Source organism: Ruegeria alba (genome assembly GCF_022321465.1).
In the GTDB taxonomy this organism is placed as follows: Bacteria; Pseudomonadota; Alphaproteobacteria; order Rhodobacterales; family Rhodobacteraceae; genus Ruegeria_B; species Ruegeria_B alba.
Window position 1 is genome coordinate 752,360 of record NZ_JAKOEM010000001.1, and the last position, 16,677, is coordinate 769,036.

Here is a 16,677-nt window from a genome sequence, read left to right on the forward strand (position 1 = left end):
CCCTTGTTACCGATTGCGATTGCCACGACCCAGCGCGCGGCCCATCTGGGCGGCGATCTGACCCTGGCTGCGGCGGAACCCCTGCACATCGGGGGTGGTGATGTTCATCACCACATTCACTGCGCGACCGCTGCCGCTGTTGCGCACGCCCAGCTTGCCATCGGCGCCGCGCGCCAGCGGCATGATCGCTTCCGGCCCCGCCTCGCCCATCAGCCCCATGCCGCCCCGCATGGGAAAGGCCACCGGTCCGCTGACCACGCCGCCGCTGGCAAAGGGCATCACCCGGCCCTGGCTGAACGAGCCGCCCTTGGCAAAGGGCAACAGCCCTTCGAACAGCGAACCCACACCATCCGCGATCAACCCGCCGAAATGATCGGTCACCGGCTTGATCGCCGCCGAATAGGTGGTCTGGATCATCGACCGGGCCACCGTTTCCAGCGCGTCGGACAGTTTCATGCCGTCCAGCACGACGCCATCGAAGGCGCGGCGCAGCCCCTTGGACATGCCACGCTCCAGCGTCTGCACATCCTGCCCCGTGGCCGCCAGCGCGCTGCGCACCCGGCGCAGCTCGGCATCAAAGCCCGCGGCCATGACAGCGGCATCGCCCAGCGTATCGCCCAGGCTTTCGCCCGTGGCTTCCAGTTCCGAAAACCCGTCAGTTTCCGCCATGATCCTCTCCTTGTGTCTGGTCCGGCCAGGCCGCCAGCAGCGCATCCAGTCCGGCGCGGCCCATCGGCGCGGTCCCGGCACCCTGCCCCAGCATCAGCCGCAACTCGGCCGGGGTCAGGCGCCAGAACGCCTCGGGCGTCAGCCGCAATCCCAACATCCCGGCCCGCATCAGCGCGGGCCAGTCGAACCCGTTCATGTTTCCCCCGGCAGCATGAAGGCGCGCGCCAGCAGCTCCGCCGCCGCCCGCGCCGCTGCCAGCGGCCCACCGGCGATCTCGGCCCGCAGAAGCTGGGCGCGGCTCACATCCGCGCCCCCGCCCCTGAGCCCCGCAACCACCAACGCCAGCACGTCGCGGCTGGAAAACGCACCCCCTTCGAACCGCTGCACCAGTTCCACCAGCGAGCCGCTCTCCAGTTCAGCCTCAAGCTCGGCCAACGCGCCCAGCGTCAGCTTCAGCACCCGTTGCTCACCATCGATGACCAGGGCCACCTCTCCCGTCCACGGATTGGCCATGATCAGATCGCGGTAAAGGCAAGCGCACCGGCGCTGGCCAGGCTCACCTCATAGGTCGCCTCGCCATTATGACTGCCCGCATAGTCGATACCGGTCACCTGGAACGGCCCCTCGACAATACCGAAATCGGGGATGATCACCTGGAAACTGGGCGTCTCGCCGTCAAAGAACAGCTGCCGCGCCCGCTCGTCGGTACCCGCGTCCTTGAACACGCCCGAGCCCGAGATCGAGGCCGATTTGACCCCCGCCCCCGACAAGAGTTCGCGCCACCCCCCCTGGCTCTCCAGGCTGGTGACATCCACGCTCTCGGCGTTAAAGCTTACGCGGGTGGCACGCAGCCCCGCGATGGTTTCGAACAGGCCCGTGCCGTTCATGTCCACTTTGACCAGCAGGTCCTTGCCGTTCTGGGCACCCATGATGTTACTCCACGTTCAGGTTGATCAATTGTCTTCGACACGGGCGCGAAACCGCAGGTCGATCTGACGGACCGCGCCCCCCGTCCCGGTCCGCCGGGCCGAGGCCCGGTCGAACCACAGCCCCACCAGACGCCCGCGCGCCAGGCTCAGCGCCGCATCGTCCAGCGCATCGCTCACCGCGCCCGCCAGCGTCTTGGCGCCAGCGAACCCGGCCGCCTCCGAGATCACCGAGACGGTGAACCGGTGCTCGGCCCCCTCGCCGCTCTGGTCCGAGGCATCGCGCACCTCTTCCGGACCCAGCAGCACATAGGTCTGCGGCAGCGTGCCCGAAGGCAGCGCATCGTAAATGTCCGTCCCCACCAGGGCCGCCACCCCGGCATCCGCCAGCAGGTGCTGATAGACCGCCGCCTGCAACGCCGCCGCCACGCCATAGCTCATGCCGTTACCTCCTCATCCGCAAAACAGGTCAGAAACCGTCCGGCCGGGTCATGCTCGGCCACCGCCCGGATCACGAAAACGCGGGCGCCATCGGTGAACCGCTGTTCGGGCGCGGGCCGCATCGACGACCCGTCGGGCGCCGCGCGCAGCGTGATGCGATAGCTGACCCGCGAGCGGGACGCGCCCGCCTCGAACCGTTCGGCGCCGCTGCGCGCGGTGACATCGGCCCAGATCGTCCCCAGGGCGGTCCAGCTCTCGGCATAGCCGCCCGCGCCGTCGGCGACCCGCGCGGGTGTCTCCAGCACCAGGCGTCGGTTCAGATGCGGCGCCTTCATTGCACCACCCCCGAGCCAAAGCGCACGGTGCGATAGCGCTGGATCAGGCTGGTCACCCCAAAGGGCATGCAGCCATCGCCCAGCGCGGTCTCGTGCCGGTATTCATAGTAATGCGCCGCCAACAGCAGCACCGCCTGCCCCAGATCGGCCGGCAGCCCGCCCCAATCGGCGGCCATCCCGGCCACCAGGGCGACAATCGCCGCGCCACCGGTGGCCACGGTCGGCAGCAGCGCCCCCGCCGGGCGCAGCCGCGGCCGCTGGCTGTCACGTTCCAGCCGATAGGCGGCCGGGTCCAGCACCGTGTCCTGCCCGCCCGCATCGCGCAGCGTCACCGAGGTGACCGTCTGCACCGGCACCACCGGCAACACTTCACCCGTGGCGTCGCGCCAATTGTAGACCGTCCAGGAAAACTGACGCGAGATCAGGATCTTGCCCGTTCGCGCCTCGATCGCGGCAATGGCGGCTCGCAGGAAACTGCGCAACACCTCGTCCTGCACGTCATCATCTGCAAACCCGGTGCCCAGCCGCAAATGCGCCTTGAACTGTGCCACCGGCAGCGCGGCATCCGCAACGGCGGTCTCTTCGATCAACATCATCAATTCACTCCGCAAGCTCGGGCCCCTCCGGGCCGTTCGTCTCAGGTCATGCGGGCCCGCGCCGCCTCACGTTGCTCGGACGGAGGGGAGCAGCTAGACAACGCCAGGGATACCGGCGCGCGCCCGCACCCGGGGCCGGTCACCCGGCCCCGGATCCGGCTACGCTCAGGCGGTGCCGAATTTCAGCAGCTTGATCGCGGCAAAGTCGCTCACATCGCCGCCCACGCGCTTGGTCGCATAGAACAGCACATGCGGCTTGGCGCTGAACGGGTCGCGCAGCACGCGCAGATCCGGACGCTCGGCCACGGTATAGCCCGCGTTGAAATCGCCGAACGCGATGGAATAGCTGTCGGTTGCCGGGTCGGGCATGTCCTCGGCGATCACCACCGGATAGCCCATCAGCCGCGCGGGCTCTCCCGCCGCCAGACCATCCGACCACAGGAAGCGGCCATCGGCATCCTTCAGCTTGCGGATGGTGCCCGCGGTTTTCGAGTTCATCACGAACGCCCCGTTGGCGCGGTACTGCGCCCCCAGCGCATAGACCAGATCGACGATATCATCGGCATCCACACCAGCGGCCACACCCGAGGCGACATAGCCGATATTGCCCCAGGTCCAGCTGTCATTGTCGACAGCGGCGTGGTTCAGGAAACCGCGCGGCTTGTTGACCCCGTCCCCGTTGATAAAGCTCTGCGCCTCGGCGCGGGCGAACTTGTTGGCGATGCGGTCGGCCAGCCAGCCCTCGATGTCAAAGGCGCTGTCATCCAGCAGGCGCTGGCTTGCCTTGGGCAGAGCGCTCAGCTCGTGCAGCGGGATCGAAATACGGTCGATCGACGGCGTCCCGGTCTCGCTGGCCGCAGCGGTCTCATCCGCCCAGCCGGCACCGATATCGGTGTGGTCGATCAGCACGTCGAATGAGTTCGCCTCCACATGCACCACCGAGGCGATCGAGCGGATCGAGGCCGTCGAATGCAGCACCGCCTTGATACGCTCGGCGGTCTGCGGGTCGACCAGATAGCCGCCATCGCTGTTGATCGCGGTCGACATCGCCTTGCCTTCCAGGGTCAGCCCCCGCAGCGCATCGTCATCGCCCGAGCGCAGATAGGCGTCGAACGCCTTCTGATGCGGGGCGCCGTCCTCGACGGAGGCGGCCAGATGCGGACGCGCCGCGGTGAGTGATTTACGATCCAGCATGGTCATACGCTCTTCTGTCTGTTGCAGTTTGGTTTCAACTTCGGTGCGAAAACCCTTGAATTCATTCACGAAGCCAGTCATCGCCTGCTTCACCTCCTGAACCAGGGGCACACCCTCTCCGGCCAAGGCCGGGATCTCGGTCTTGCTCATCGGCACGTCCTTTCGGGTGGGTTGCGGCGCGCTTACCTTCGCGCCAGTTCCTGCCGGGCCCTGTCGAACAGCTCGGCAATGCTGCGCCAGGCCTGTTCGACCTCGGGGGATGCCCCCTTGGCCGCGACCCGGGCACTGGGCAGCATGGGAAAGGTCACCAGCGACACTTCCCACAGCTCCAGTTCGGTCAAGAGCCGCTGGCCCTTGTCATTCTTGCTGGCCCGACGGGTGCGATAGCCGATCGACAGCCCGTCGATGGCCCCCGCGCGGATCAGGGCCGCCGCCTCGCGCCCTTTCTGGGTGCTCTCCAGCAACCGACCCTTGACCCACAGACCGCGTGCATCCTCGCGCACCTCATCCCAGACCCCGATCGGCTGGGCCGGGTCGTGCTGCCACAGCATCTTGACCCGCTGCCCGGCTGCGTTCAGTGCCTTGAGCGAGGCCGCATAGGCCCCCGCCTGCACATTGTCGCCGCCCTGATCGGTCTGGCCAAAAAGGCTGGCATAGCCCTCGATCACCGCATCCTCGCTGACCGTCAGACCATCGCCGAAGCGGGCGAATTTATGTTCAAGTCCGGCATCCATATCCATGAAACACTCCTCGTAAATCATTGCCATCTCAGGGAGAAATCACCAGAAAGGATTGAAAGACCTGGGCCAGGATCGCGCCTGCGACACCGTAGACCGTGAGCCACAGCCGCCGTTCCATCCGCTCGATCGCCTCGTCCAGCTGGTCCAGCCTGCGGCACAGATGCTCGTGTTGCAACGCGGCCACCCGCTCATGCGCCTCCAGCCGCAGGCCCGGCGCACAGTCAAAGGGCGCATAGCCCGACCCCTCAGCCATGGGCGTCCTCCGCCAGCGCCGGCAGGCCCAGCAACATCCGCTTTTCCGCCCCGGTCAGGAAATCGGCGCGGCTGACGCGCGCCCATTGCGCATCGCGCTCGGCGGCCAGCGCCGGCACCTGGTCCAGGTCGGGCTTCAACAGCACCTCCTCGCCCGACAGGCCCGACAGCCAGTCCGACAGGTTCGCCGCCACCCGCGTCACCAGGGGCAGAACCGTCAGGCGATAGAACGCCCGATTGGCCTCCTGATAGTTCGAATAGGTCGCGTCGCCCTGGATGCCCAGCAGCATCGGCGGCACGCCAAAGGCCAGCGCGATCTCGCGGGCGGCGGCTTCCTTGGTCTTCTGAAACTCCATGTCCGAGGGCGAGAAACCCATCGGCTTCCAGTCCAGCCCGCCTTCCAGCACCATCGGCCGGCCGGCATTGCGCGCACCCTGGAAATTCGCCTCGATCTCGTCGGACAGTCGGCGGAACTGATCCTCGGCCATCACGCCTTGTCCATCGCTGCCGGTCCAGACCAGCGCGCCCGAGGGCCGCGCGGCGTTGTCGAGCAGCGATTTCGACCAACGCGAGGCCGCGTTATGCACATCCACCGCCATCGCCGCAGCCTGCAACGGCGAAAAGCCGTAGTGATCGTCCTGCGGGTGGAAAGACTTGATATGACAGATACCGGCGGCATCGAAACGATGCGACTTGCCGCCCACCGTGTATTCATAGGCCACCGGCCAGCCATCGGCGCCGGGCACCACCCGCATCCGGTCCGAGCGCAGCACATGCAGCTCGACCGGCAGGTCATCGGCGCCACGCACCGCCTCGACATAGGCATCCCCCGACAACAGCAGTTGCCCAAACAGCGCCTCCATCAGCTCGGCCCTGCCCTGCGCGCCATTGGGGCGGCGGATCAGGCTCAGCATCGGGTGCGTCTCGTACCGCTGCATCCGGTCCTGCAACACCAGCGGCAGCGCCGCCGCCGCCTCGGAAATCAGCTTGACCGAACGGAACCCCACCGGATTGCCCGCAAACCCCGTCCGCGTCAGCGAGGCGGTATCGCGCGGGCTCCAGGCGACCCGGCCCGCATTGTGCCAGGCCACCACCGGCCCCACCGCGCTGGCCTTGGCCTCGGGCGCTTCCGCTCCGGCCCCACGACGCAGGAAATCAAAGATCATGGCAATGCTCCTATCTTCTCGCCCGGCGCCAGATGCGCTGCGGCCTTGTTGATGAGAGTTATCGTCGAAGATTGTTCAGGACCCGGAAACAGACCGTTCGCAGCTAGTGCAACGGCCCGCGCGGCTCACAGCACCCGCACCCGCGGGCGCCTGTAGGCTGCCGCAGGCGCGATCATCAGCTCGTGCAGCGCCCAGACCAGCGCGTCCACCCGGTCGGGCGATCCATGCCCCTCGTAGCCGCGCGCGGTCATCTGGCCCATCTGCTCTTCCAGCGCGGTCAGCCCCGCCACATGGCGCACCCGCTCCTGTTCATAAAGCGCCGCCACCGGCTCGGCCCGCGCCACCTTGCCCCGCGCCGCATGCACCGCCTTGAAGGGCACCAACGGATCCACCTGTCGCAGCACCTCCTCGACCAGCTGGCCGCCCTGATTGACCTCGGCCACCAGCCGCTCGGCGCCGAACGCATCCATCGCGGCAATCGCCGCCTTGGCCCAGGTGGTCGGCCCGGCGCCCTGCACCGTGCGGTCCGCCAGCACCCAGGCGCGCCAATCCTGCGGCGGCCCCTGCATCTGGGCGCCCACGACCACGATACCGCAGGCATCGCCCCCCGCACCGCCGCTGACCGACGGGTCCAGCGCCACCACCACCCGATCCAGTTCGGGCAAGCGCGACGTGCGCGCCCGGTCCAGCATCTCGGCCGTCCACAGCGCCCCCTCGGCATCGGCCAGCAACACCCCATCCAGCTCCTGCCGCCCCAGCCGCGTGCCCGCATAACGTGCCCGCACCTCCTCCAGAAAGCTCTCGGCCAGATTGGCCCGGTTCGCCTCGGTCGGCGCATGGGTCTGCACCGTGCTGGGCGCGGCCAGCAGATCCTTCAGCGGCTTCACATTGCGCGGCGTTGTGGTCACGCAAACCTGTGGCCGTTCCCCCAACCGCAGCGCGAATTGCAGCATGTCCCAGGTCTCGCCCGCCTTTTTCCACTTGGCCAGCTCATCCACCCAGGCCGCGTCGAATTGCGGCCCGCGCAGCCCCTCAGGGTCCTGAGCAGAAAAAGCCTGCGCCTCGGCACCGTTGGGCCAGATCAGCTTGCGTTCGCTGGCCTTCCAACTGGGGCGGCGGTCGGGCGGCGAACAGGCCAGGATGCCGCTGTCGCCAAACACCATCACATCGCGCACCTGGTCATAGGTCTCGCCCACCAGTGCCACCCGCCGCGCGCGCCCCGCATCCAGCGGTCGCGACCCCTCGACTTGGGCGCGCACCCATTCGGCGCCTGCACGGGTCTTGCCAGCGCCGCGTCCGCCCAGGATCACCCAGGCCCGCCAATCGCCCTCGGGCGGCAGTTGGTGCGGCAATGCCCAGAACTCGAACAGAAAAGGGAGGGCGCATAGCCCTCCCTCCCCGATTTCACTCAGAAACCGCTCCCTCTCGGCAACACTTGCGCAGGCGAGCAAGGCGGCACCCGATCTCAGATCGGGCGCGGTCAAGGTCCAGGGCATATCCGCCCTGGGCAATGCCTGCTTCTCGTCGGACTTGTTCGGCAAAACTGGCCTCCACTTTCTGACATTCGCGGATCAGGCTGGCCGCCTGACCCATCTGCTTGCCATATCCGGCAAGATCACCATCCTCCCCGGCTCGGATCCGTTTCTGCAGGTCTTCCGCCGCATTGCGCAGATCGCGAATGGAATTTTCCAACGACTGAAGCAGTTCAGCCGTCCGGGAAATCCGCTCCTCCGGGGTAATCAAAGTCATGTGTGCTCGTGACCTCATGCGAGAGTGATCTCCGCACGAGAGAGACGAAAAAACGGCCACCGGGGTCACCCCCGGGGCCGTTCGCGCATCTCTTCTAGCATGATACAACCTATACACGAAACCGTCCGCTGAGTCAAGGTGTTCGCGCAACAGCGCAACAGGCAACGCACTGGAATCGTTAACAAAACCTTATCCGGGCCGAGACCGGACCCGAAATGGGGTTTTCACCCACCACAACCACCGCCATATCACGGACATGCGCACCGATCTTGACCATTTCGAAACCGTCGCCCGCCAGACAGTCGACACGATGCCACCAGCCTTTCGCAGCCATGCGCAGGCGGTGCTGCTACGGGTGGCGGACTGGCCGGATGCCGACATGCTCGATGCGCTAGGCATGGACGATCCGCTTGAATTGACCGGCCTCTACGAGGGTATTCCCATGACCGAGAAATCGGTTGGCGATTTCGCTGCTCCTCCCGATACGGTCTGGCTGTTCCGGGAACCGATCCTGGACGAGTGGCGCGCACGCGGCGATATCGCACTGGACATGCTGATTGCCCATGTGGTGGTGCATGAATTCGCGCATCATTTCGGGTGGTCGGACGAGGATATCGCCACCATCGACGCCTGGTGGCTCTGAGCGCCCTGCTCCACACCCAATCACAAGAACCAAACGCCCGGACCTGTGGGCCCGGGCGCGGTGGTCAATTGCCCTGTTGCTGGGCCTCGATCTCGCGCCATTTGGCGACGTTGCGGTTATGCTCTTCCAACGTCTCGGCAAAGGCGTGGCCGCCGCTGCCATCGGCAACGAAAAAGACATAATCGGTGGTGTCGGGGTTGACCGCAGCCTCCAGGCTTGCCAATCCGGGATTGGCAATCGGTGTCGGCGGCAATCCTTCGATCACATAAGTATTCCAAGGCGTTACACCGCGAAGCTCGCTTTGACGCAGCCCCCGGCCCAGCACCCCTCTACCCTTGGTGATGCCATAGATCACGGTCGGGTCCGTCTGCAGGCGCATGCCCCGGTTCAGGCGGTTGACAAACACGCTGGCCACCTGGCGGCGCTCTTCAGGCACGCCGGTTTCCTTCTCGATGATCGAGGCCAGGATCAGCATCTCCTCGCGGCTTTGCAGCGGCAGGCCCTCGACGCGCGCCTCCCAAGCGGCATTGATCCGCAGTTCCTGCTTCTCCTGCATCTGGGCCAGCAGCGCGGCGCGCTCCATCCCCACCGTCACGTCATAGCTGTCGGGTGCCAGCAGCCCCTCGCGCGGCAGCTCGTCCACCTCACCCGCCAGCACGTCCCAGGCCTTCAGCCCCTCGACCACCTGCCAACTGGTCACACCCTCGGCCATGGCCAACCGGTACCGGGTGTCGCGCTCGGCGCGTTTCTCGGCATAGACCGCAGGCGCCTCGCCCTCGCTGGGGTCGAACTCGACCAGTTCCACGAATTGCTCTGTCGCCGGATCCAGTTCGCGCACTTCCAGCAGCAGGCGATTGACACCGATGCGATAGACGATCTCGGTGCCGCAGCTGCTGGCGCCGCCACGGGTGATCTGGTCGATGATCTCCTCCATCGAGGCACCTTCCTTGACCAGATAGCTGCCCGCCTTCAGCTGTGTCGCCTTTTCGGAGTAGCGCGCACTGATACGGAACATGGCGCCACTGCTGACCGCGCCCGAGGCCTCAAGATCGCGGCTGACGCGGGTCATGTTCGACCCGCTCTTGACCTGAAGACAGATCGCCTCTTCCAGCGGGCCCTGCGCGGTATATTGCGACTTGCCCCACAGGATCACACCGGCCAGCAGGAACAGGCCAACCGCCAGAACGGTCAGCATGTTCGAGGCAAGAGCCCGCCACATCAGTCGACCTTTCCGAAGATCACACTCGCATTGGTGCCGCCAAAGCCAAAGGAATTCGACAGCGCCACGTCGATCTTGCGCGCCCGCTTGGCGTTGGGTGCCAGATCGACCGGGGTATCCACCGCCGGATTGTCCAGGTTGATGGTGGGCGGCGCCACCTGATCGCGGATCGCCAGGATCGAAAAGATCGCCTCGATCGCACCAGCGGCGCCCAAGAGGTGCCCGGTGGCCGATTTGGTCGAGGACATGGTGACATTGGCCGCATGGTTGCCCAACAGCCGCTCGACCGCGCCCAGCTCGATCGTGTCGGCCATGGTCGAGGTGCCATGGGCGTTGATGTAATCCAGATCCGACGGCTCCAGCCCGGCGCTGCGCAGCGCGGCGCGCATCGAGCGTTCCGCCCCATCGCCCGTCTCGGACGGCGCAGTGATGTGATAGGCATCGCCCGACATGCCATAACCCAGCACCTCGGCATAGATCTTGGCACCGCGCGCCTTGGCGTGCTCGTAATCCTCCAGCACCACGATGCCGGCGCCCTCACCCATCACGAACCCGTCGCGATCAATGTCATAGGGGCGGCTGGCGGCCTTGGGGTTGTCGGCATATTTCGTCGACAGCGCCTTGCAGGCGTTGAACCCCGCAATGCCGATCTCACAGATACAGGCCTCGCCACCGCCGGCAATCATCACATCTGCGTCACCGGCCCGGATGATCCGGCTGGCATCGCCAATGGCATGCGCGCCGGTCGAACAGGCGGTCACCACCGAATGATTGGGTCCCTTGAACCCGTGGCGGATCGACACCTGACCCGAGGCCAGGTTGATCAGCGCGCCGGGGATAAAGAAGGGCGACACCCGGCGGGGGCCCTTCTCCTTGATCAGGTTTGCGGTATCGGCGATCGAGCCCAGACCGCCGATGCCCGACCCGATCAGAACGCCGGTGCGCAACCGGTCCTCTTCGTCCTCGGGCAGCCAGTTGGCGTCCTTGCAGGCCATTTCGGCGGCAGCGATGGAATAAAGGATGAAGTCCTCGATCTTGCGCTGCTCTTTCGGCGGCATCCAGTCATCGGGGTTGAAGGTGCCATCGCTGCCATCGCCACGCGGGACCTCGCAGGCATAGGTCGTGGTGACGCCCGATGCCACCGCATCAAATCGCGTGATCGGACCCGCGCCCGATTGTCCCTCCAGCAGTCGGGACCAGGTTTCCTCGACCCCGCTGGCCAAAGGTGTGATCAGTCCCAGTCCGGTTACAACGACTCTGCGCATGAAGTGCCTCTTGCCTGCTTGCTGTTCGAGAACCGCTCATACCCTGCCCGGACCCATATGGGCAAGAGCAAGGGTGCGGGCAAGCCCGGCGGTCCCTTGCCCATTGGTCTCGAACGTCCGGGGTGCAGCCGGGTTCTACTGGAACTGCGCCACCCGCTCGTGGGCGCCAGCGGCAATGCTCAGCGCGTCTTCCAGCGACAGCGCCTTGCGGAACAACGCCCGCCCCACCAGTGCGCCGGCGATATTGGGCACATAGGCCAGCCGCGAGATATCGTCGGCCGCGCGCACCACACCGCTGGCGATGACCGGGGTGCGGGCCTGCGCGGCCAGCCCTGAGATCAGGCCCAACTTGGCCTCGACCTCCTCGACATCGCTGTCGATATCGGTGACCACGATTGCGGCAAACGGCGTGTCGCTGAACGCGTCGATAAACGCCTCGGGCGTATAGGCGCTCTGGCTGCGCCAGCCATCGGTCATCACATAGCCCTGCCAGACATCGACGCTCAGCACGATCTGGTCAGGGTGCCGCTTGGCCAGTTCCTTGACCAGCGCGGGGTCGCGCGCCGCAAGTGTGCCCACGACAATTCGCCCGGCGCCCTTGTCGATCCAATGCTCGATCCGCTCGCGGGTGCGCATGCCGCCCGCCAGTTGCACCGGGATCTCGGCCTTGCGGATGATCTGCTCGACCAGTTCCGCATTGCCGTCACCGCCCTCGACCGCGTCCAGATCGGTCAAGTGCATCCATTCGGCACCGGCGGATGCCCAGCCGGAAACCGTTTCAAACGGGTCCACATGCCACAGCATGGGCGCATCCAGCCGCCCCCTTTCCAGGGTCACGCACCGTCCGTTCTGCAATTCCATCGTCGGGTAGATGATCATGGCCGCTCCTCCGCTGAAACATGTCAAGGCGCATCTATTGCAGCATAAGGCGGGGCGCTCTTAGCTGAAAGCGGAGTGTCGGATCTCGATTGCGTCACCGTTGTCCGGGCGGCCCGTCGCGCCGCATCAGCGTCACTGTGCGGCCGCCGAACTCGGCATCGCGCATGGGCCGATATCCCAGCGATTGCGCCAACCCAAGCGAGGGCGTGTTGTCCGGCGCGATCATCGCCACCAGGCGGCCAGGAATCACCCGGTCGAACCAGTCATGCGCCGCCGTCGCGGCCTCGCGCCCCAGACCCTGGCCCTGCGCCTCGGGGGCCAGTACCCAGCCCGCCTCGGGATAGGCGTCGAAATCGGGACCCATGTCGCGGCCGCTGTAGAAGAACCCGGCCTGGCCCACCAGGCGGCGGGTCTTCTGCATCACCACGCCCCATTGGCCAAAGCCGGTCATGTGCCAATGGCCTTCGTTACGCAGGAAAGCGTCCCAGCACTCGCCCCGGCTGCGGGGCTTGCCGCCGATATGGCGCACCACCTGTTCGTCCGCCCAAATCTCGGCATAGCGGTCGAAATCCTCGGATCGCATCCCAGCCAGCCGCAGACGTCCGGTATTCAAAATCGGTATGGATCGGATCATTTCGCGCCCGTCCTGTCTCTGCCTCAACCCCAAGGTGCAAAGCAAAGAGACATTTGGCAACTGGAATCGGCCGCGCGCAAGAAAAAAGGCGCCCCCCCGGCGGGAAGGCGCCTTATTGACCTTTCAGGTCTCAGTCGAAGCTCAGGAAGCTTCGCTGATGAACTTGACGGCGTCGCCGAAGGTCTGGATGGTCTCGGCCGCGTCGTCCGGGATTTCGATGCCGAACTCTTCTTCGAAGGCCATGACCAGCTCGACGGTGTCGAGGCTGTCGGCGCCCAGGTCGTCAATGAACGAGGCGTTCTCGGTCACTTTGTCTTCTTCGACACCCAGGTGCTCCACAACGATCTTCTTAACGCGATCTGCGACGTCGCTCATGTCAGTTCCTCATTCCTACGGGGCCACTGGCCCATTTCTGCCCTTGCCCGCTCGGGGTGGCTTGGTTTTGCCCGGTCCGGGCGGTTCAGGTTCCGGGGTGTCCCGGGTAACGCAGAAGGCCGACCCCATCGACCGGCCTTCCTCAGGATGCGCCGCCTATAACACAGACGCGCGCATTGGCAAACGCTTTCGCGTCCGGCCTCAGCGCCGCTCACAACATGGCCATACCGCCATTCACATGCAAGGTGGAACCGGTCACATAAGCGGCCTCGGGACTGGCGAGATACAGGACCGCAGCCGCGATTTCCTCGGGCGAGCCCATGCGCCCGGCGGGTACCTGCGCCAACAGGCCGGATTTCTGATCGTCCGTCAATTTGTCGGTCATCGCCGTGGTGATAAAGCCCGGCGCCACCGCATTGACGGTGATTCCCCGGCTGGCCACCTCATAGGCCAGCGATTTGGACATGCCGATGACCCCGGCCTTGGAGGCGGCATAGTTGCCCTGTCCGGGGTTGCCGATGGCGCCCACCACCGACGAGATGTTCACGATCCGGCCCCAGCGCGCCTTCATCATGCCGCGCAGCACGCCCTTGCACAGTTTCATGGTTGCCGTCAGGTTGACGTCGATCACGCTCTGCCATTCGTCATCCGACATGCGCATGAACAGGTTGTCGCGGGTGATCCCGGCATTGTTCACCAGGATATCGACCGAACCCAGCACTTCGGCGGCCTGTTTCGGCAATGCCTCGACCGCGGCCATGTCGCTCAGGTTGCAGGTCAGCACATGGGCGCGCTCGCCCAACTCATCGGCCAGCGCCTGGAGTGGCTCGATCCGGGTGCCCGACAGCACGACCGAGGCACCGGCTGCATGCAGCGCACGCGCGATCGCGCCGCCGATACCACCCGAAGCGCCGGTAATCAGGGCATTCTTTCCGGTCAGATCAAACATGGTCATATTCCTCTTATCCCCGACCTGACAGATCGGGTCTTGCAAATTTAGGTGGGTTCAGGCGTCGCCAGCAAGGATTTTTTGCACATCTTCCGGTGTGCCCGCGGGTTTGCAGGCGATGTCGCGGTTGATCTTGCGCACCATGCCTGACAGCGCCTTGCCCGCACCGATCTCCCAGATCTCGGTCACGCCCTGCGCGGCCATGTATTCGACGCTTTCCCGCCAGCGAACAGCCCCCGTGACCTGCTCGACCAGCAGTTGCCGGATCAGGTCGGGATCGCTCACCGCCTCGGCGCGCACATTGGCCACCAGCGGCACCGCGGGGGCCTGGATCTCGACCCCGGCCAGCGCCTCGGCCATGGCATCGGCGGCGGGCTGCATCAGGGCACAGTGGAACGGAGCGCTGACCGGCAGCATGACGGCGCGTTTGGCACCTTTCGCCTTGGCGATCTCGGCGGCGCGTTCGACCGCCGCCTTGGCGCCCGAAACGACCACCTGGGTCGGATCGTTGTCATTGGCGGCCTGGCAGACCTCGCCCTGTGCCGCCTCGGCGGCAACCTCGCGCACCGCGGTCAGATCGAGCCCCAGAATCGCCGCCATCGCGCCCTGCCCGACCGGGACCGCGCTCTGCATCGCTTGCCCTCGGGTGCGCAGCAACCGGGCGGTATCGCCGACGCTCAGCGCCCCGGCTGCGGCCAGCGCCGAATATTCGCCCAGCGAGTGACCGGCGACAAAGGCGGCCTGGGTGATGGCCACACCCTCGGCCTCGAGCGCGCGCATCGCCGCCATCGAGGTCGCCATCAGCGCCGGTTGCGCATTCTGCGTCAGCGTCAGGGTCTCGATATCGCCTTCCCAGATCAGCGCGCTCAGCTTCTCGCCCAGTGCGGCGTCGACCTCGTCGAACACGGCCTGCGCGGCCGGATAGGCCTCGGCCAGTGCCTTGCCCATGCCGATGGTCTGGGCGCCCTGCCCGGGAAACACGAATGCGGTCGTCATCTCTGTCCCTTCGCTTTCTGCAACGTTAACGCCGGGTGTAGCCGCCCCGCCCGCGCCACACAAGCTCTGCATCCCGACACGGGAGCTGTGCGAAGGCGCATATTGTACACCGGCGACACAGACAGCAGGTTGCGGACATCCAAGACCATTCGGAGAGCGCGATGCCCCTGACCAACACCCTAACAAGCTATGGTGGCGTGGCCAAAAGCCTCCACTGGCTGACCGCGCTTTTGATCCTGACCCTGCTGCCGCTGGGCTGGATCGCCGATCAGGCGGCAGAACGGGCCACAGCCGGGGGCGCCGGCGCCGAAGAGATCGCGCGCGCCGCCTGGCTGTTCTCGGCGCACAAGACATTGGGGATCGTTCTGTTTGCGGTGGCCTTGCTGCGCATCTTCTGGGCGCTAACCCAGAAACGCCCCGGGCTGTTGAACGCCGACCACCGGGCCGAGGCGCTGGCGGCGGAAACCGTGCACTGGCTGCTCTATGGCGCGCTCGTGCTGGTGCCGCTCAGCGGCTGGATCCACCATGCCGCGACCGAAGGCTTTGCCCCGATCTGGTGGCCTTTTGGCCAGTCCCTGCCAATGGTGCCCAAAAGCGCCGCCCTGGCGGAACTCACCGCAGTGCTGCACCGCGCCTTTCTGCTGGTGTTGCTGGGGGCGCTGGCACTGCATGTGGCGGGGGCACTGAAACACCACCTGATCGACCACGACGCGACCCTGCGGCGGATGCTGCCGGGCCGGATCGACCTGCCCACGCCGCCCAAACAGGCCCACAGCGCCACGCCGCTGCTGCTGACGCTGATGGTCTGGCTGGGCGCGCTTGGCGCGGGTACATGGGTGAACAGTCAATCAACCCCGCACGCACCATCAGGGTTGCAAAGCGCGGCCTTACAGGCGGTTGCGTCCGACTGGCAGGTGAGCGAAGGCACGCTGGCGATCTCCGTCACCCAGCTGGGCAGCGCGGTCAGCGGCAGCTTTGCCGACTGGACCGCCGCCATCCAGTATGATCCGCGCGAGACACCCGGCCCGGCAGGCGAGGTCACCGTCACCATCGCCATCCCCTCGCTGGCGCTGGGATCGGTCACCGCACAGGCGATGGGGGCCGATTTCTTCGACGCGGCACAGTTTCCCACAGCCGATTTCACCGCCACGCTGCACCGTACCGAAACCGGCCACGAGGCGCGGGGCATGCTGAACCTGCGCGGTGCCAGCGTCCCGGTCACCCTGCCCTTTGACCTGGAACTTGACGGCGATACCGCCCGGATGCGCGGTACCGTCACCCTTGACCGCCGCGATTTCGGGATCGGCGCCAACATGCCGGATGAAAGCTCGCTGAAATTTCCGGTCACGGTCGATGTCTCCCTGACCGCCTCACGCTGAGCCGCACATGCAAAAGGCCGGGTCCCGAGGGGCCCGGCCTTTTGCAATAAACGGTGCAACACCGGGCCGAACGCATTATCGGCGAAGCGCGATATCCAAAAGTGACGCTCGAAGATATCTTCGGGCCTTGTCTGTGAAGGATGGCGGCAATGCAGCAGATACTGTTGAAAAACTCTGCTTGAGCGATGCTTTAGCTGCTGATTCAATTCTCTTGATTTGCAGGAGAGTTGCTGATGATGGGACCGAGGCAAGTTGCGCAGGGTGCGCTGT

The 16,677-nt window shown here is 65.9% G+C and carries 23 protein-coding genes; 2 read left to right on the forward strand and 21 right to left on the reverse strand.

Features of this window, described 5'->3' with window-relative positions; translation table 11 throughout:
• Nucleotides 1-6 precede the first annotated feature (6 nt).
• The 13 genes from MB818_RS03610 to MB818_RS03670 form a co-directional block, all read right to left on the reverse strand.
• Nucleotides 7-669, reverse strand: a complete 663-nt coding sequence (locus MB818_RS03610; protein ID WP_238903979.1) for an RcGTA-type gene transfer agent tail tape measure protein — start codon at nt 667-669, stop codon at nt 7-9.
• Nucleotides 656-865, reverse strand: coding sequence for a rcc01693 family protein (locus MB818_RS03615; RefSeq protein ID WP_234175545.1), 210 nt, complete (start codon nt 863-865; stop codon nt 656-658). The genes MB818_RS03610 and MB818_RS03615 overlap by 14 nt, the downstream gene beginning before the upstream one ends.
• On the reverse strand, nt 862-1,182 hold the full coding sequence (locus MB818_RS03620) for a gene transfer agent family protein (protein WP_234136986.1): 321 nt from the start codon (nt 1,180-1,182) through the stop codon (nt 862-864). The genes MB818_RS03615 and MB818_RS03620 overlap by 4 nt, the downstream gene beginning before the upstream one ends.
• A gap of 2 nt (nt 1,183-1,184) precedes the next feature.
• Nucleotides 1,185-1,598 (reverse strand): phage major tail protein, TP901-1 family, encoded by a 414-nt coding sequence (locus MB818_RS03625; protein ID WP_234162651.1) that lies wholly within the window; start codon nt 1,596-1,598, stop codon nt 1,185-1,187.
• Nucleotides 1,599-1,622: 24 nt separating this feature from the next.
• The gene (locus MB818_RS03630; protein ID WP_234166405.1) at nt 1,623-2,036 is read right to left on the reverse strand and encodes a DUF3168 domain-containing protein; all 414 of its coding nucleotides are present in this window, start codon (nt 2,034-2,036) and stop codon (nt 1,623-1,625) included.
• Nucleotides 2,033-2,371 (reverse strand): phage head closure protein, encoded by a 339-nt coding sequence (locus MB818_RS03635; RefSeq protein WP_238903981.1) that lies wholly within the window; start codon nt 2,369-2,371, stop codon nt 2,033-2,035. The genes MB818_RS03630 and MB818_RS03635 overlap by 4 nt, the downstream gene beginning before the upstream one ends.
• The gene (locus MB818_RS03640; RefSeq protein WP_238903983.1) at nt 2,368-2,967 is read right to left on the reverse strand and encodes a head-tail connector protein; all 600 of its coding nucleotides are present in this window, start codon (nt 2,965-2,967) and stop codon (nt 2,368-2,370) included. The genes MB818_RS03635 and MB818_RS03640 overlap by 4 nt, the downstream gene beginning before the upstream one ends.
• A gap of 165 nt (nt 2,968-3,132) precedes the next feature.
• Entirely contained in the window at nt 3,133-4,311 is a 1,179-nt protein-coding gene (locus tag MB818_RS03645) for a phage major capsid protein (RefSeq protein WP_238903985.1), read from the reverse strand.
• Nucleotides 4,312-4,343: 32 nt separating this feature from the next.
• The gene (locus MB818_RS03650; protein WP_238904014.1) at nt 4,344-4,901 is read right to left on the reverse strand and encodes an HK97 family phage prohead protease; all 558 of its coding nucleotides are present in this window, start codon (nt 4,899-4,901) and stop codon (nt 4,344-4,346) included.
• A 28-nt stretch (nt 4,902-4,929) separates the two neighbouring features.
• Entirely contained in the window at nt 4,930-5,154 is a 225-nt protein-coding gene (locus tag MB818_RS03655) for a GTA head formation protein, RCAP_rcc01685 family (RefSeq protein ID WP_234136992.1), read from the reverse strand.
• Nucleotides 5,147-6,319, reverse strand: coding sequence for a phage portal protein (locus MB818_RS03660; RefSeq protein WP_238903987.1), 1,173 nt, complete (start codon nt 6,317-6,319; stop codon nt 5,147-5,149). Before MB818_RS03660 ends, MB818_RS03655 begins: the two co-directional genes overlap by 8 nt.
• 125 nt (nt 6,320-6,444) lie before the next feature.
• Nucleotides 6,445-7,815: a DNA-packaging protein gene (locus tag MB818_RS03665; RefSeq protein ID WP_500808186.1), complete on the reverse strand. Its 1,371-nt coding sequence runs from the start codon at nt 7,813-7,815 to the stop codon at nt 6,445-6,447.
• Nucleotides 7,724-8,068 carry a hypothetical protein gene (locus tag MB818_RS03670; RefSeq protein ID WP_044028337.1) on the reverse strand — a complete coding sequence of 115 codons (345 nt, stop codon included), beginning with the start codon at nt 8,066-8,068 and terminating at the stop codon, nt 7,724-7,726. Before MB818_RS03670 ends, MB818_RS03665 begins: the two co-directional genes overlap by 92 nt.
• A gap of 256 nt (nt 8,069-8,324) precedes the next feature.
• Between MB818_RS03670 and MB818_RS03675 the strand changes: the two genes are divergently transcribed.
• Complete coding sequence (locus MB818_RS03675) at nt 8,325-8,711, forward strand: metallopeptidase family protein (RefSeq protein WP_234143910.1); 387 nt, start codon at nt 8,325-8,327, stop codon at nt 8,709-8,711.
• A gap of 64 nt (nt 8,712-8,775) precedes the next feature.
• On the opposite strand, the gene mltG is transcribed toward MB818_RS03675, so the two are convergent.
• The 7 genes from mltG to fabD all read right to left on the reverse strand — a co-directional run bounded on the left by mltG (nt 8,776) and on the right by fabD (nt 15,028).
• Nucleotides 8,776-9,930: an endolytic transglycosylase MltG gene (gene mltG, locus MB818_RS03680; RefSeq protein WP_234136996.1), complete on the reverse strand. Its 1,155-nt coding sequence runs from the start codon at nt 9,928-9,930 to the stop codon at nt 8,776-8,778.
• Complete coding sequence (gene fabF, locus MB818_RS03685) at nt 9,930-11,195, reverse strand: beta-ketoacyl-ACP synthase II (protein WP_234136997.1); 1,266 nt, start codon at nt 11,193-11,195, stop codon at nt 9,930-9,932. Before fabF ends, mltG begins: the two co-directional genes overlap by 1 nt.
• A gap of 135 nt (nt 11,196-11,330) precedes the next feature.
• Nucleotides 11,331-12,074 carry a 1-(5-phosphoribosyl)-5-[(5-phosphoribosylamino)methylideneamino] imidazole-4-carboxamide isomerase gene (locus tag MB818_RS03690; RefSeq protein WP_234136998.1) on the reverse strand — a complete coding sequence of 248 codons (744 nt, stop codon included), beginning with the start codon at nt 12,072-12,074 and terminating at the stop codon, nt 11,331-11,333.
• Nucleotides 12,075-12,168: 94 nt separating this feature from the next.
• The gene (locus MB818_RS03695) at nt 12,169-12,708 is read right to left on the reverse strand and encodes a GNAT family N-acetyltransferase (protein WP_234136999.1); all 540 of its coding nucleotides are present in this window, start codon (nt 12,706-12,708) and stop codon (nt 12,169-12,171) included.
• A 141-nt stretch (nt 12,709-12,849) separates the two neighbouring features.
• Nucleotides 12,850-13,083 (reverse strand): acyl carrier protein, encoded by a 234-nt coding sequence (locus tag MB818_RS03700; protein ID WP_005982462.1) that lies wholly within the window; start codon nt 13,081-13,083, stop codon nt 12,850-12,852.
• Nucleotides 13,084-13,294: 211 nt separating this feature from the next.
• A complete protein-coding gene (fabG, locus tag MB818_RS03705; RefSeq protein ID WP_234137000.1) occupies nt 13,295-14,032 on the reverse strand; it encodes a 3-oxoacyl-ACP reductase FabG in 738 nt (245 codons plus the stop codon).
• 57 nt (nt 14,033-14,089) lie between these two features.
• Nucleotides 14,090-15,028 (reverse strand): ACP S-malonyltransferase, encoded by a 939-nt coding sequence (gene fabD / locus MB818_RS03710; RefSeq protein WP_238903991.1) that lies wholly within the window; start codon nt 15,026-15,028, stop codon nt 14,090-14,092.
• 161 nt (nt 15,029-15,189) lie between these two features.
• On the opposite strand from fabD, the gene MB818_RS03715 reads away from it, so the two are divergent.
• Nucleotides 15,190-16,407, forward strand: a complete 1,218-nt coding sequence (locus MB818_RS03715) for a cytochrome b/b6 domain-containing protein (protein WP_238903993.1) — start codon at nt 15,190-15,192, stop codon at nt 16,405-16,407.
• Nucleotides 16,408-16,482: 75 nt separating this feature from the next.
• Here the strand turns inward: MB818_RS03715 and MB818_RS03720 are convergent.
• A partial coding sequence (locus tag MB818_RS03720) for a hypothetical protein (RefSeq protein ID WP_238903995.1) occupies nt 16,483-16,677 on the reverse strand: 195 nt, incomplete at its 5' end.

Coding starts and splice junctions, on each gene's coding strand:
- MB818_RS03610 (WP_238903979.1), bottom strand. CDS start 669: ATGGCGGAAACTGACGGGTTTTCGGAACTGGAAGCCACGGGCGAAAGC.
- MB818_RS03615 (WP_234175545.1), bottom strand. CDS start 865: ATGAACGGGTTCGACTGGCCCGCGCTGATGCGGGCCGGGATGTTGGGA.
- MB818_RS03620 (WP_234136986.1), bottom strand. CDS start 1,182: ATGGCCAATCCGTGGACGGGAGAGGTGGCCCTGGTCATCGATGGTGAG.
- MB818_RS03625 (WP_234162651.1), bottom strand. CDS start 1,598: ATGGGTGCCCAGAACGGCAAGGACCTGCTGGTCAAAGTGGACATGAAC.
- MB818_RS03630 (WP_234166405.1), bottom strand. CDS start 2,036: ATGAGCTATGGCGTGGCGGCGGCGTTGCAGGCGGCGGTCTATCAGCAC.
- MB818_RS03635 (WP_238903981.1), bottom strand. CDS start 2,371: ATGAAGGCGCCGCATCTGAACCGACGCCTGGTGCTGGAGACACCCGCG.
- MB818_RS03640 (WP_238903983.1), bottom strand. CDS start 2,967: ATGATGTTGATCGAAGAGACCGCCGTTGCGGATGCCGCGCTGCCGGTG.
- MB818_RS03645 (WP_238903985.1), bottom strand. CDS start 4,311: ATGAGCAAGACCGAGATCCCGGCCTTGGCCGGAGAGGGTGTGCCCCTG.
- MB818_RS03650 (WP_238904014.1), bottom strand. CDS start 4,901: ATGGATATGGATGCCGGACTTGAACATAAATTCGCCCGCTTCGGCGAT.
- MB818_RS03655 (WP_234136992.1), bottom strand. CDS start 5,154: ATGGCTGAGGGGTCGGGCTATGCGCCCTTTGACTGTGCGCCGGGCCTG.
- MB818_RS03660 (WP_238903987.1), bottom strand. CDS start 6,319: ATGATCTTTGATTTCCTGCGTCGTGGGGCCGGAGCGGAAGCGCCCGAG.
- MB818_RS03665 (WP_500808186.1), bottom strand. CDS start 7,815: ATGCCCTGGACCTTGACCGCGCCCGATCTGAGATCGGGTGCCGCCTTG.
- MB818_RS03670 (WP_044028337.1), bottom strand. CDS start 8,068: ATGACTTTGATTACCCCGGAGGAGCGGATTTCCCGGACGGCTGAACTG.
- MB818_RS03675 (WP_234143910.1), top strand. CDS start 8,325: ATGCGCACCGATCTTGACCATTTCGAAACCGTCGCCCGCCAGACAGTC.
- mltG (WP_234136996.1), bottom strand. CDS start 9,930: ATGTGGCGGGCTCTTGCCTCGAACATGCTGACCGTTCTGGCGGTTGGC.
- fabF (WP_234136997.1), bottom strand. CDS start 11,195: ATGCGCAGAGTCGTTGTAACCGGACTGGGACTGATCACACCTTTGGCC.
- MB818_RS03690 (WP_234136998.1), bottom strand. CDS start 12,074: ATGATCATCTACCCGACGATGGAATTGCAGAACGGACGGTGCGTGACC.
- MB818_RS03695 (WP_234136999.1), bottom strand. CDS start 12,708: ATGATCCGATCCATACCGATTTTGAATACCGGACGTCTGCGGCTGGCT.
- MB818_RS03700 (WP_005982462.1), bottom strand. CDS start 13,083: ATGAGCGACGTCGCAGATCGCGTTAAGAAGATCGTTGTGGAGCACCTG.
- fabG (WP_234137000.1), bottom strand. CDS start 14,032: ATGTTTGATCTGACCGGAAAGAATGCCCTGATTACCGGCGCTTCGGGT.
- fabD (WP_238903991.1), bottom strand. CDS start 15,028: ATGACGACCGCATTCGTGTTTCCCGGGCAGGGCGCCCAGACCATCGGC.
- MB818_RS03715 (WP_238903993.1), top strand. CDS start 15,190: ATGCCCCTGACCAACACCCTAACAAGCTATGGTGGCGTGGCCAAAAGC.